At 55.2% G+C, this 12,242-nt stretch carries 12 protein-coding genes; 4 read left to right on the top strand and 8 right to left on the bottom strand.

Translation table 11 applies throughout. The features are described 5' to 3' along the window. Window positions 1-17: 17 nt before the first annotated feature. Window positions 18-1,565: an OapA family protein gene (locus C8R21_RS09650; protein ID WP_308811389.1), complete on the top strand. Its 1,548-nt coding sequence runs from the start codon at window positions 18-20 to the stop codon at window positions 1,563-1,565. A gap of 51 nt (window positions 1,566-1,616) precedes the next feature. After that, entirely contained in the window at window positions 1,617-2,717 is a 1,101-nt protein-coding gene (locus C8R21_RS09645) for an anhydro-N-acetylmuramic acid kinase (RefSeq protein WP_107762498.1), read from the top strand. A 27-nt stretch (window positions 2,718-2,744) separates the two neighbouring features. On the opposite strand, the gene erpA is transcribed toward C8R21_RS09645, so the two are convergent. From erpA to rplM, 6 genes are all read right to left on the bottom strand, one after another. Next, window positions 2,745-3,086 carry an iron-sulfur cluster insertion protein ErpA gene (gene erpA, locus C8R21_RS09640; protein WP_208290966.1) on the bottom strand — a complete coding sequence of 114 codons (342 nt, stop codon included), beginning with the start codon at window positions 3,084-3,086 and terminating at the stop codon, window positions 2,745-2,747. A gap of 80 nt (window positions 3,087-3,166) precedes the next feature. Beyond that, on the bottom strand, window positions 3,167-3,592 hold the full coding sequence (locus C8R21_RS09635; protein ID WP_074972328.1) for a bactofilin family protein: 426 nt from the start codon (window positions 3,590-3,592) through the stop codon (window positions 3,167-3,169). 9 nt (window positions 3,593-3,601) lie between these two features. After that, window positions 3,602-4,381, bottom strand: coding sequence for a DUF6776 family protein (locus C8R21_RS09630; RefSeq protein WP_107762496.1), 780 nt, complete (start codon window positions 4,379-4,381; stop codon window positions 3,602-3,604). A gap of 233 nt (window positions 4,382-4,614) precedes the next feature. Further along, window positions 4,615-5,643, bottom strand: coding sequence for an N-acetyl-gamma-glutamyl-phosphate reductase (argC, locus tag C8R21_RS09625; protein ID WP_107762495.1), 1,029 nt, complete (start codon window positions 5,641-5,643; stop codon window positions 4,615-4,617). A gap of 174 nt (window positions 5,644-5,817) precedes the next feature. After that, window positions 5,818-6,210 (bottom strand): 30S ribosomal protein S9, encoded by a 393-nt coding sequence (gene rpsI, locus C8R21_RS09620; RefSeq protein WP_011379922.1) that lies wholly within the window; start codon window positions 6,208-6,210, stop codon window positions 5,818-5,820. Window positions 6,211-6,215: 5 nt separating this feature from the next. Continuing rightward, a complete protein-coding gene (gene rplM, locus C8R21_RS09615) occupies window positions 6,216-6,650 on the bottom strand; it encodes a 50S ribosomal protein L13 (RefSeq protein WP_074972322.1) in 435 nt (144 codons plus the stop codon). A 357-nt stretch (window positions 6,651-7,007) separates the two neighbouring features. Here rplM and C8R21_RS09610 point away from each other — a divergent pair, with 357 nt between their 5' ends. Continuing rightward, window positions 7,008-7,880: a phosphoribulokinase gene (locus tag C8R21_RS09610; RefSeq protein WP_107762494.1), complete on the top strand. Its 873-nt coding sequence runs from the start codon at window positions 7,008-7,010 to the stop codon at window positions 7,878-7,880. 219 nt (window positions 7,881-8,099) lie between these two features. Next, window positions 8,100-10,346, top strand: a complete 2,247-nt coding sequence (locus C8R21_RS09605; protein WP_107762493.1) for a UvrD-helicase domain-containing protein — start codon at window positions 8,100-8,102, stop codon at window positions 10,344-10,346. A 107-nt stretch (window positions 10,347-10,453) separates the two neighbouring features. Here C8R21_RS09605 and C8R21_RS09600 read toward each other — a convergent pair whose 3' ends face one another. Beyond that, on the bottom strand, window positions 10,454-11,221 hold the full coding sequence (locus tag C8R21_RS09600; protein WP_258192334.1) for a BPSS1780 family membrane protein: 768 nt from the start codon (window positions 11,219-11,221) through the stop codon (window positions 10,454-10,456). Between the two features lie 33 nt (window positions 11,222-11,254). Further along, window positions 11,255-12,205 carry a homoserine kinase gene (locus tag C8R21_RS09595; RefSeq protein ID WP_107762492.1) on the bottom strand — a complete coding sequence of 317 codons (951 nt, stop codon included), beginning with the start codon at window positions 12,203-12,205 and terminating at the stop codon, window positions 11,255-11,257. Window positions 12,206-12,242: the final 37 nt, after the last annotated feature.

The raw sequence follows: 12,242 nt of genomic DNA, 5'->3' as shown, positions 1-12,242 counted from the left end.
GACGTCAAGAGGAACCTATGCGAGGATATAGGAATAGGGGTTCCGCGCACAGTCTGCTGACGCTCACCAAGGATGTATTGTGCCGGCTGTTTCGGCACGGGCAACGAGAGTTGGGGAGAGTGGCCAATAGCTGGATATTGGCAACCATAAAAAAGAGATTCGTCCAGCTGATTTCCCGGGCATGGGAGATGGCAAGCGGCAGGCAGACATGGGCGCGCATAAGGAACAGATTATATTGGCTCATTCACCAGGGACTTGAGATAGTGAGCAACAGCCAGGCTCTTACACTTACAAGAAAAACACTGCGCGGCCTGATACTGTTATCGAGCATTCCATTGTTTGGAATGGTGGCAGCCTTCGGTATTGCCCCCGATACGGCGGTGGAAGACGTGCCGGCGGTCGAGCAGGTCGTCCTCGGCCTGGAGATTCCGGAAATTCGCGCCGGCTCGGCGGAGGGCATGACTTTCTGGCGTCATGAACGTATCCAGCAGGGCGATACCATCGGGAGCCTGCTTTCCCGGCTTGAAGTGAATAATCAGGACGTGGCGCGTCTCATTCGGGATACCTCGGATCTGAAAGCTTTGCATCCACTGGTCGCGGGCAGAATGGTGCATGCCGAAACCAGTGCTGTGGGCGAGTTGCTGCTGCTGCGCTACTTTCCCGGTGGCAGCGAACAGGTGGTGCTGGAAAAACGCGATGGCAGCTATGTGATGAGCGACAGGCCGGCATTGCTGGAAACACATATCCAGATGAAATCAGGCGTGATCGAAAGCTCGCTTTTTTCTGCGATCGACCGCGCGGGCATACCGGACAGCGTGGCTTCCCAGATTGTCGATATCCTTGCTTCCCAAATAGATTTTCACCGCGATCTGCGCAAGGGTGACCGTTTTACGGTGGTGTACGATTCCCTCTACGGCAACGGGGAACCGACGAGAGCAGGCCGGGTGCTGGCGGTGGAGTTCGTCAACCAGGGAGTGCCTTATCGGGGAGTGTACTTCCCGGGGAGTGACGGTGGAGAAGGCGGTTATTACACGCCGGATGGCAAGAACCTGCGCAGGGTGTTTCTGCGCTCGCCGCTGGAATTCTCTCGCATCAGTTCCGGTTTTTCCACCGGCCGCTTCCATCCAGTCCTGAAAAAATGGCGGGCTCATAAGGGCATCGACTACGTGGCGCCCACCGGCACAGGGGTAAAGGCGGTGGCCGATGGCGTCGTGGCGGTGGCGGGATGGGAAGGAGGATATGGAAACGTGGTCATCCTCGAGCATGAAGGGTCGTATGCCACGGTTTACGGCCACCTGTCTGCTTTCGCCAAAGGGCTGCGCAAGGGTCAGCGTGTCCGCCAGGGGTATACCATTGGGCGGGTTGGAGCCACTGGCCTGGCGAGCGGGCCCCATCTGCACTTTGAATTCCGTGTCGACGGCATTCAACGCGATCCTCTGAAGGAGCCCATGCCGGAAGGAAAACCGATCGCTCCCACACACCTCGCGGCATTTTACGAATCAACGAAATCGTCGATGGCGAGGCTCGATATGCTGCGCGGCATCAATCTCGCACTGCTGGATTAACGGGGTGGTCGACCGGATCGACTGGATAAAGGTTATGTCAGCGGGAGAGACTTGAAAGCGGAGTATTATATCGGCATCATGTCGGGCACCAGCCTTGATGGGATCGACGCAGTACTTGCCGATTTTGAAGCCTCTCCGCCGGTATTACTGAACAACTTCTATCTGCCATACCCAGGAAAGCTCCGCGAACAGCTCAAGGAACTCCACTTTCCCGGCCATGACGAGTTGCACCGCGCCGCGACGCTTGGTAATCAGCTTGCCCGCCATTACGCCGAAGCAGTGGCGGGCCTGCTCCGCAAAAGCGGCGTTGCGCCATACGAAGTCGCTGCCATCGGATGTCACGGACAAACCGTACGTCATTGTCCCCAGGCAGAAGCGGGTTACACCATCCAGTTATGCAATTCCCCGTTGCTGGTAGAACTCACCGGAATCAGGGTGGTTTCCGATTTCAGGAGTCGCGATATCGCTGCAGGAGGACAGGGCGCGCCCCTGGTGCCGGCATTTCATCAGGCTTTGTTCGCGGACCCGCACGTTCATCGCGTGATCGTCAACGTCGGGGGAATCAGCAATCTCACTGATCTGCCGCGAAGTGGAAACGTGACAGGATTCGATTGCGGTCCGGGCAATGCAATGATGGACGAGTGGTGTGCGCGATATACCGGGCAAGCGTATGATGAGGATGGAAGGTGGGCGGCAACCGGAAAAGCGATCCCCCTGCTGCTGGAAAAGCTGCTGGCACTGCCGTTTTTTTCCCTTCTCCCACCCAAAAGCGTCAGCAGGGAATTATTCAGTACAACCTGGCTGGACGGCTATCTGAAGGGAAATGAGAGTCCGGCCGATGTCCAGGCCACCCTGCTGGAGCTGACCGTCACCGGAATTGCCCGTTGTATACTCGATTACTGCGGGGATGCAGCTGAAATTTATGTGTGCGGCGGGGGCGCACGGAACAGTCAGCTCGTCGCCTCCCTTCAGGTGGCATTGTCCGGCAGGAAAGTTGGATTGACGGACAGCCTGGGCGTGGACGCGGACTGGCTGGAAGCTTTCGCCTTTGGCTGGCTTGCGCGACAAGTCATCCGTGGCATGCCTGGTAATATTCCCTCGGTTACCGGCGCGAAGGGGGAACGCCTTCTCGGAGCCATCTACCCTGCTTAGGACCTGCGCAGAGTTAACCCGCAGGGTTTAAACGGAAAATGAAGAGCCGCAACCGCAGGTACTTGCAGCGCCCGGATTCTTGATAACGAACTGGGCGCCCTCTGCGTTTTCCTGATAATCGATTTCCGCTCCTGCCAGATACTGGAAACTCATTGCGTCCACCAGGAGTTTGACACCGTTTTTTTCCATTACTGTGTCGTCTTCACTTATCAGTTCATCGAAGGTGAATCCATACTTGAAGCCGGAGCATCCGCCTCCTGCCACGAATACCCGCAGCTTGAGATCGTTGTTTCCTTCCTCTTCGATCAGCTCTCTGACCTTGTTTGCTGCGCTGTCGGTAAAGATCAATGGCGTCGGGATGTTCGTCATCGAATCAGTCTGACTTGAACCGTTGTTGAAAGGGGCGTTCATAAGCGTTTCCGAATTACCTGGTAAGAGATTGCACAGGGTTACACGTGCTTCAAATCGTTGATCTGGGCTGCCGGCAATAATGTAACGACATTGCTTCCGCGTTCCAGGATTTCTGTATGGAGCAGCATGCCCTGAACAGATGCGCCGAGATGTATTTCCATGCCTTTATAGTGTACATCGCCACAGACCTTTGCTTTTGGCTGGAGTTCCACATACTCGGTAACCTTTATTGTGCCGACTACCGTGCCATTGATCACCGCATGGGAAACGTGGATGACACCCTCTACGACCGCCTGATCGCTTAAAACCAGAGTGCTCGGCATGTCGCTCAACCCGGTAATGTTTCCCGTAACACGACCGTCTATCCGTACTCCCCCGCTGAAGATGATATTTCCTTCAATGTGAGTATCAACGCCGATAAGCGAATCGATCTGGTTGTGCGGTTTGCCTATTTTCTCAAACATTTTCTCTCCTTACAAAGACAGATTCACCGTTTGCATGAGTCTGGCCTGCGTTTCGCCCTTCTCGAACACTTTCACCTGCAAGCTGTCGACAATGGCATCCGGAGCCAGCCAGAAAGTACTTTCCACCCGCCGATAAAATCGGAAGCTGACATCAAACTTCTTCGATGGGTCGTCGTCGCTGGTTTCGTTGGAGGTCAATGACTGAACCATTTTTTCCCCGTTTTGCTGAAAGTTGACGGCAAATTCCAGGTTTCCGTGAAAATCCTTGCCCCGCACTCCCGACTGAACCAGAAGCAGGCTGTACCGGTATTCGCCGGGCAGTTTACCTTTTTCAAGCTTCAGGCCCCCGATGGAAACACGCTGCCCGGTCTTGCCGGGAGCAGAACCAAGATTCTGGAAAAAGGCCAGTTCTTCCTTGAGGCGCGTATTCTCGCCCTGAAGGGTCTTGACCTGGCTTGCAATATCCTGACGGGCGGCCTGATCCATTTGCAACTGCTGATCGAGCCCCGCCATCTTTATGCGCAGTTCGTCATTCTCGTGCTGCAATCGGGCATTCGACTGCGACAACCGCTCCATCTCCGGTCCTGTCTCAGTTCTTTCTTCACGTGGAGGTTCGATTCTGTCGGGAATACCGGCGTTGCGCCCGGCAGCGTACATACCCCAAGAAAGAATCAGCGCAGCCACGAGCAGGATGGCAAGAGTCGCCCAGCGGACATGAGCGGGAGTCTGTAATCGGACCGCGGCTGGCGCCGCAGCTATTTTTTGCCTTCTGTTACGCGACTTTATCATAAGCGCAGGTCATGCCCTTTGAAGCGGCAGCCACGCGTATTCGAAACATCGCAAAAGAGCATCAGATCGAAATAATGGAAAGTTTCTCTTGCAGGCCGGGTTCTCGATCACTACCAGGAGACGTGCCGAGAGAAACCCGCAGCCGACTATGGATATTCTAACGATGAACTTCGATCTTGACAAAGACTATTGATCCGGCCAGAAAATACTGTGAATCTCGTCATTCCGATTCCTTACGGAAACAAGGGGACGTGGGTGATAGCAAGAGTTTCCGGCAAGCCGAACATGAGATTCATATTCTGCACTGCCTGCCCGGCCGCCCCCTTGACAAGGTTATCCGTAACCGAGAGTATGACGGCTGTATCCCCACCCTGGGGGCGGTGGACGGCGATGCGGCAGAGATTCGAACCCCGCACAGAGCGGGTTTCCGGATGAGAGCCTGCCGGAAGTACGTCGACAAACGGTTCATTCACGTAGCGGTTTTCGTATAACGCCTGCAAATCGACTTCTTTAAGGAGTTTTGCATAAAGCGTGGCATGGATGCCGCGAATCATCGGGGTAAGGTGCGGTACGAATGTCAGGCCGATGGGGTGTTTTGCCGCTTGTGACAAGCCCTGCCTGATCTCGGGAAGATGGCGATGCCCGGATACCCCATAGGCCCTGAAATTATCCGCTGCTTCAGCAAAAAGGGTATGAATTTCCGCGTTGCGTCCTGCGCCTGACACGCCCGATTTCGCGTCTGCGACGAGATGATCCAGATCCACGGCGCCTGATTCCACCAGAGGAAGGAAACCCAGTTGCACGGCCGTGGGATAGCAGCCGGGGTTGGCTATGAGCCGCGCTGTCTTTATCCTGTCGCGATTGATTTCCGGCAGGCCGTAGACCGCCTCCGCAACCAGTTCGGGGCAGGCATGGGACATTCCATACCATTTTTCCCAGACGGCGATATCCTTGATGCGAAAATCGGCGGCAAGATCAATTATCCGTACGCCTGCATCGAGCAGGGATGGAACCTGCTTCATGGCAATGCCATTCGGGGTGGCAAAGAATACCACGTCGCATTTATCGAGGTTTGCCTCCGCGGGATCGGAAAATTTTAACTCTATCCGTCCACGCAGGCTTGGAAACAACTGGGCGACATCCATCCCAGCTTCCTTGCGCGATGTAATTGCCTCGATACTCACCTGAGGGTGTTGAGACAAAATACGCAGCAACTCCACTCCGGTATATCCGGTTCCACCTACGATGCCAATCTTAAGCATGGTTCTTCGAGATTTTCGTGTGGTTAAAATTCGTTGTCACGCCGCATCTACCTCACACTGAGATCCGGATGATGTCTGTGGCAGGAAGGTTTACGATTACAGGCGCTAAAAAAGAAAAAAGCCGCCTGTCCGCCAGAAGCAGCGGACAGGCGGCTTTTTATGATAGATAAAAGCTTATCGCTTGGAGAACTGCTTCCGGCGTCGTGCCTTGCGCAGGCCAACTTTTTTGCGCTCCACTTCACGCGCGTCACGCGTAACCAGCCCGGCATTGCTCAATACGGGTTTCAGGGTTGCATCGAAGTCAATCAGCGCCCTGGTAATTCCATGCCTCACTGCGCCTGCCTGTCCGGATTCGCCTCCGCCATGAATATTCACCAGGATGTCAAAGCGATCGAGATTTCCGGTCAATTCCAGCGGCTGGCGCACCACCATGCGTCCCGTTTCCCGGGAAAAAAATTCATCCACGGGTTTGTTGTTGACTGTTATCACGCCGCTACCCGGCTTGATGAACACGCGCGCTACGGCGCTTTTGCGCCGCCCCGTACCGTAACTGTAGGTTCCATTCATGATGATCAAGCCCTGACTTCAAGTTGCCGCGGCTGTTGTGCGGCGTGTGGGTGTGCTGCGCCGGCATATATTTTGAGCTTCTTTAACATTGCATAGCCGAGAGGACCCTTCGGCAGCATGCCTTTTACCGCTTTTTCCAGCGGTCTGCCGGGAAAACGCGCATGCATTTTCGCGAAACTCGTTTCGTATATACCACCAGGGTAACCGCTGTGGCGATAGTACATCTTGTTTTCAGCCTTGTTGCCGGTAACGCGCATCTTGTCCACGTTGATCACGACAATGAAATCACCGGTATCCACATGCGGCGTATAGATGGGCTTATGCTTGCCGCGAAGACGATGGGCAATCTCGGCAGCGAGACGTCCAAGTACCTTGTCCGCCGCATCAATCACGAACCATTCCCGATTCACTTCATGTGGCTTGGCTGAAAAGGTTTTCACAAACCTACCCCTGCTTATTTACTGAAAGCCGCGCATTCTATGTCAGAGATGCACAAATGTCAAACAGGCATCCGCGGGTAGTGGACGCATTCGCCTGCCACAAACACCGCTTTCTTCGTTGACTTTCGTTTTGCAAGACGGAGAATGCCGCGACTTCTGTTCCCACCAAAATAATTGAGAAAACGGTTATCATAACGCACCTTAAAATTGCCGGCGGAAGATTACAGCGAATTACAGCGAAGTATTGAGACAAGAACTGCAGGAAGCCTCTGAACAGGCTCTCCATGCTCGCTTGGCAACGAGTTCGAAGATTCCATAACATCATCTTATTATCTTATTTGTTCGAGGAGAAGTTGTATGTCGCAAAAACACCCTGTCATCGCCGTTACCGGATCATCCGGCGCCGGTACGTCGACGGTCAAGAATAGTTTCGAGCACATTTTCCGGCGCGAGAAACTGACTGCTGCGGTGGTGGAGGGGGATAGCTTCCATCGTTATGATCGCGATGCCATGAAAAAAGCCGTAGCCGAATCCGAAAAGGACGGAGGACGCCCCATCAGTCATTTCGGTCCGGAGGCCAACGAGTTCGAGAGGCTGGAAGCGTTGTTCAAGGAATACGGCGAGACTGGCGGCGGGGAGACGCGCCTGTATCTGCACAATGACGAGGAAGCTGCGCCCTACCAGCAGAAAGCGGGCACCTTCACGCCCTGGGCGCCGATAAAGCCCGGCTCGGATCTGCTGTTTTACGAAGGACTGCATGGAGGAGTGCAGAGCGACACGGTGGATGCGGCCAGATATGTCGACCTGCTGGTTGGGGTTGTGCCCATCGTGAATCTGGAGTGGATTCAGAAAATCCACCGCGACATGAATGCGCGTGGCTATTCGGCCGAAGCGGTGACGCACACGATACTGCGCCGTATGCACGATTACGTGCATTACATTACTCCGCAATTTTCCCTGACGCATATCAATTTCCAACGGGTACCGACAGTGGATACCTCCAATCCCTTCATCGCGCGGGATATTCCGGCACTGGACGAAAGTTTCGTCGTGATCCGGTTCCGCGATCCAAAGAATGTGGATTTTCCGTATCTGCTTGCCATGATTCACAACTCATTCATGTCTCGCCCGAACACTATCGTCGTTCCCGGCGGGAAAATGGGTCTGGCCATAGAGCTCATATTGACGCCGCTCATTCTCGATCTCGTGGTAGCGAGCCGCAAAAAGTAGTCGCGCGCAATAGCGCCGAGGCGTTATAGTAAAATCTCCTGCAAACCCGGCGTCCCTTCGTCCCTTTCTGCGCGCACCTCACGGATTTGCGCAGATTCCATATATCGGAGGGAGGCGCCGGGATGCAGGAACATCAAGCTGTTCTACATTGCTTTTAATCCGATTTTGCACGGCCTGAACGATTCCAGGCCCTGCCCGGACCGAAAAAATCTTTGCTGTATGTCTTCTCTACTCACCGCACTAAACCCGGAACAACTCGAAGCCGTTACGTTACCCCATCAGTCGGCGTTGGTGCTTGCCGGCGCGGGCAGCGGCAAGACCAAGGTGCTTACAACTCGCATCGCCTATCTGATCCAGTCGGGCGAGGTCAGTCCTCACGGAATATTGGCCGTCACTTTTACCAACAAGGCGGCCAAGGAAATGCTCACTCGCATTGCCGCCATGTTGCCCATCAATATCCGCGGCATGTGGATAGGTACCTTCCACGGCTTATGCAACCGCCTGCTTCGCGCTCACCACCAGGATGCCGGCCTGCCGCAGACCTTTCAGATTCTGGATTCCGCCGATCAACTGGCGGTCATCAAGCGCATCCTGAAAAATCTGGGCGCGGATGATGAGAAATTTCCTCCGCGCCAGGTCCAATGGTTCATCAATAACGCCAAGGAGGAGGGGCTGCGCGCATCGCAGGTGGAAGCGTACGATGACTACACGCGCAAGATGGTCGAGTTTTATGCATCTTACGAGCAACAATGCAACAAGGAAGGGGTGGTTGATTTTGCCGAGTTGCTGCTGCGCAGCTATGAGTTGCTGATGCGCAACGAAATCGTACGCGAACATTATCGCGGTCGTTTCCTGCACATCCTGGTGGACGAGTTTCAGGATACGAGCCGGCTGCAATACAAATGGCTGCGGCTGCTCGCCGGTCCGAAAACCGCTGTCTTAGCCGTGGGCGATGACGATCAGAGCATTTATGCCTTTCGCGGCGCCAATACCGGCAACATGAGAGAGTTCGAACAGGACTTTCGCATCCCCAGGATCATCAAGCTGGAGCAGAACTACCGTTCACATGGCAATATCCTGGATGCAGCCAATACATTGATACGCAATAACAATGGACGGCTCGGCAAGAATCTCTGGACTTCGGAAGGACGTGGCGAGCCGATACGCGTATACAACGCTCCGACTGATTTCGATGAAGCGGCGTTTATTGTGGATGAGGTCAGATCCCTGCGTGCGGAGGGTGTCGCATTGTCCCAGATCGCACTCCTTTATCGTTCCAACGCGCAATCACGCGTTCTGGAGCACGCCTTGTTCAATGCCTCGCTGCCTTATCGGGTGTACGGGGGAATGCGCTTCTTCGAGCGGCAGGAAATCAAGCACGCATTGGCTTACCTGCGGATGATAGCCAATCCGGAGGATGACAACGCGCTACTGAGAATCGTCAACTTCCCCGCGCGTGGCATCGGCCTGCGGAGCCTGGAGCAATTGCAGGACGAAGCCAGGCAAGAAGGGGGAAGTCTCTGGGACGCGATGTTGAAAAAATGCAGGGGCAGAGAGCCTTCCACGTCAGGCTTGCCGAATAAGCCGCCAGTAGGAACGGGAGAGAATAAAGAGCCGGACAGGCCCAGAAGAGGCATCGAGGGCTTCGTCGCGCTGATCGAATCGATGCGGCAGGTTTGTGAAACCCTGCCGCTCCCGGAAATCGTCGGACACATGCTGGAGCACAGCGGATTGATTGGGCATTACCGCGCCGAGCGCGAGGGTACCGACCGGCTGGAGAATCTGAACGAGTTGATCAATGCGGCTACTGCCTTCGTGCATGAAACCGAAGATGATGGCCTGGCCGTTTTTCTCAATCACGCTTCCCTGGAAGCAGGCGAGCACCAGGCTGGCGGAGGGGAGGACGCTTTGCAGCTGATGACCGTGCACTCCGCCAAAGGACTGGAATTTCACAGCGTATTTCTAAGCGGTCTCGAAGAAGGTCTGTTTCCCCACGATAACAGCCGTAACGAGGCAGGGGGACTGGAAGAGGAGCGGCGCCTGATGTATGTAGCCGTGACGCGCGCGCGTCGCCGCTTGTATTTGAGCTTTGCCCAAAGCCGTATGTTGCATGGCCAGACCCGCTACAACATTCCCACCCGATTCCTGGAGGAAATACCCCAGAGCGTGCTCAAATGGCTGCAACCCGTGCAGAAGACAGCGCCTTGGCGACCAGAGCCGGTTTCCCCTGGTCGGGAGTTTGCGCCGCGCCCGCGAATCCGGGAAACGGGTACCCGGGAAACAGGTACCCGGGAGACGGCGGCATCGCCCTGGCGGGTGGGCCAGAACGTGGTTCACGCAAAGTTCGGGGCAGGGGTGATCGTCAGCTGCGAAGGCCGCGGTGCAGACGCGCGGGTTGAGGTTAAATTCGGCCGAAATGGCACCAAGTGGCTGTTACTGGAATACGCAAAACTGACGGCGGTGTGAGTTCATGAGTCCATGTGAGCCCGTCCGGTGTGGGCTGGAAACGTTGCACTTCCGCATCTCCCCGTAGTTTCCCGCCGGCATTTCCCGCTGGGAATTCCCAGGCGGATTCACGCGGCTTCCGTGACATCCCCGGAGTTCGCTGTTTCCTGAAAGATATCCATGTAGCTGGTATAGATCGAAGCAAAAACGGTCGGGACCAGCACAAAAAATCCCAGGCCGTAAGGAATCATGGCAGTGATTGTAAGCCCCACGAGTACCACCAGGTAAATCTGGAATGCCACGATATTTTTCACGCACGCGAAAAAGCTCGTTCGCATTGCTTCCACTGGAGGCATTTCATTGAATACCGTGAGCAGGGGTGCGAACCAGGTCGCCATCAGGAGAGGGATGGACAGGGTCAGCGCTACCAGGGAAGCGGATAGCATATCGCCTGATACGTTTTTCAATTCGTTTTCATCGACCCGTTTTCCTTCCAGCAGCAGACTCATGAGCACGTCGCCCCCGACCAGCATGAATATGCCAACGATGAGCACCTGGCCCACCAGATAAATTCCTCCTATCGTAACCAGGGGCCCGGCGTTGCGAAAGCCCGCAAAGAGATGGGCTATTTCCAGTTGTCCCCCGCGTTCCAGCGTTCTGCAGCCAATCATCAGTCCCGCCAGGAATACCGGTGAGAGCAGCGTGAAAATGAATTGGCCCGCTGTCGGGATAAGTCCCAGGGTGGCTGCAATCAGCAGAAGGGTGGTGCAAAGAAGAATCCATATCATGGGAACCTTGCGGAACAACTGAAAACCTTCCGCTATCCACTCCCATCCCCTTCTCCCATCTACCTGCCTGATATCCATCTTGTTTTTTCTCCGGTAAACGCCTTCCATGCTCTGGCATGCCGCTGGCTGTTCAACTGACGCTCAGATCCACACCTCGGCGAGCTTCGAGCGTGCTGCTGCATGGTTTTTCAGTATACGCTTGAAGTGAGCGGGATCCTTCACATGCGTAAGTTCTCCGGCCCGCGGCAGGTGATAATCCTGCAGGCGTGAGAGCCAGAAGCGCAACGCGCCGCCGCGCAGCATCACCGGCCAGGCGTCACGCTCGACCTCCAGCAGCGGCCGGGTGCGATGATAGGCTTCGAGCAGTGATGAGGTTCGCTCCGCGTCCAGTTCCGCGTTTTCGTTGAGGCACCAGTCGTTCGCCGTAATCGCCAGGTCGTATAGCAGCACGTCGTTGCAGGCAAAGTAGAAATCGATCACTCCGCCCATTGCGCCGTCGTTGAAAAGCACGTTGTCACGAAACAGGTCGGCATGAATCACGCCGCGCGGAAGACTTTCCGTCCGATGCGATGATTGGAAGCGTAATTCCTCCCTGAGAATCGCCGCCTCATCCTCTGAAAGAAACGGCATGACTTCCTGCGCCGCAGCTTTCCACCACCTGGGTCCTCGCGAGTTCTCCATTTTTTCCGGATAGGATAAGCCGGATAAATGCATGTTCGCCAGGAGTTCGCCAACCTCGGCACAGTGCGCCGCCGTGGGAGATTCCTGCGACTTTCCGGGAAGGCAGGTGACAACGCTCGCCGGCTTGCCGTTGAGCTCTCCCAGGAATTTATTGGCGAGATCCGCCACAGGGCTGGGGCAGGGAAGACCGTGGCGCGCCAGGTAGGCCATCAGGTTCAAATAGTAGGGCAGCTCCGCCGGAGCCAATTTCTCAAACAGTGTCAGAACATATTTGCCGTGGCTGGTGGTGACAAAATAATTCGTATTTTCAATGCCGGAAGAGATGCCCTGCAGATTGATCAGTTTGCCGATGGAATAATTTCTCAGCCACGCGGAAAGCTGCTCATGGGTAACAGTGGTGAAGACAGACATGGAGCGGGAAAGTAAGGCAGAAGCAGTTTAATCAGGC

Origin of the sequence: Nitrosospira multiformis (assembly GCF_003050865.1) — a bacterium.
In the GTDB taxonomy this organism is placed as follows: domain Bacteria; phylum Pseudomonadota; class Gammaproteobacteria; order Burkholderiales; family Nitrosomonadaceae; genus Nitrosospira; species Nitrosospira multiformis_E.
This window is presented reverse-complemented; position numbering and strand designations above follow the sequence as displayed.

What these genes read in the sequence shown, in the direction of transcription:
- C8R21_RS09630 (WP_107762496.1), bottom strand. Translation starts at nt 4,381, where the DNA reads ATGATAAAGTCGCGTAACAGAAGGCAAAAAATAGCTGCGGCGCCAGCC.
- C8R21_RS09635 (WP_074972328.1), bottom strand. Translation starts at nt 3,592, where the DNA reads ATGTTTGAGAAAATAGGCAAACCGCACAACCAGATCGATTCGCTTATC.
- C8R21_RS09610 (WP_107762494.1), top strand. Translation starts at nt 7,008, where the DNA reads ATGTCGCAAAAACACCCTGTCATCGCCGTTACCGGATCATCCGGCGCC.
- C8R21_RS09600 (WP_258192334.1), bottom strand. Translation starts at nt 11,221, where the DNA reads ATGGAAGGCGTTTACCGGAGAAAAAACAAGATGGATATCAGGCAGGTA.
- argC (WP_107762495.1), bottom strand. Translation starts at nt 5,643, where the DNA reads ATGCTTAAGATTGGCATCGTAGGTGGAACCGGATATACCGGAGTGGAG.
- rpsI (WP_011379922.1), bottom strand. Translation starts at nt 6,210, where the DNA reads ATGAATGGAACCTACAGTTACGGTACGGGGCGGCGCAAAAGCGCCGTA.
- C8R21_RS09605 (WP_107762493.1), top strand. Translation starts at nt 8,100, where the DNA reads ATGTCTTCTCTACTCACCGCACTAAACCCGGAACAACTCGAAGCCGTT.
- erpA (WP_208290966.1), bottom strand. Translation starts at nt 3,086, where the DNA reads ATGACGAACATCCCGACGCCATTGATCTTTACCGACAGCGCAGCAAAC.
- C8R21_RS09650 (WP_308811389.1), top strand. Translation starts at nt 18, where the DNA reads ATGCGAGGATATAGGAATAGGGGTTCCGCGCACAGTCTGCTGACGCTC.
- C8R21_RS09595 (WP_107762492.1), bottom strand. Translation starts at nt 12,205, where the DNA reads ATGTCTGTCTTCACCACTGTTACCCATGAGCAGCTTTCCGCGTGGCTG.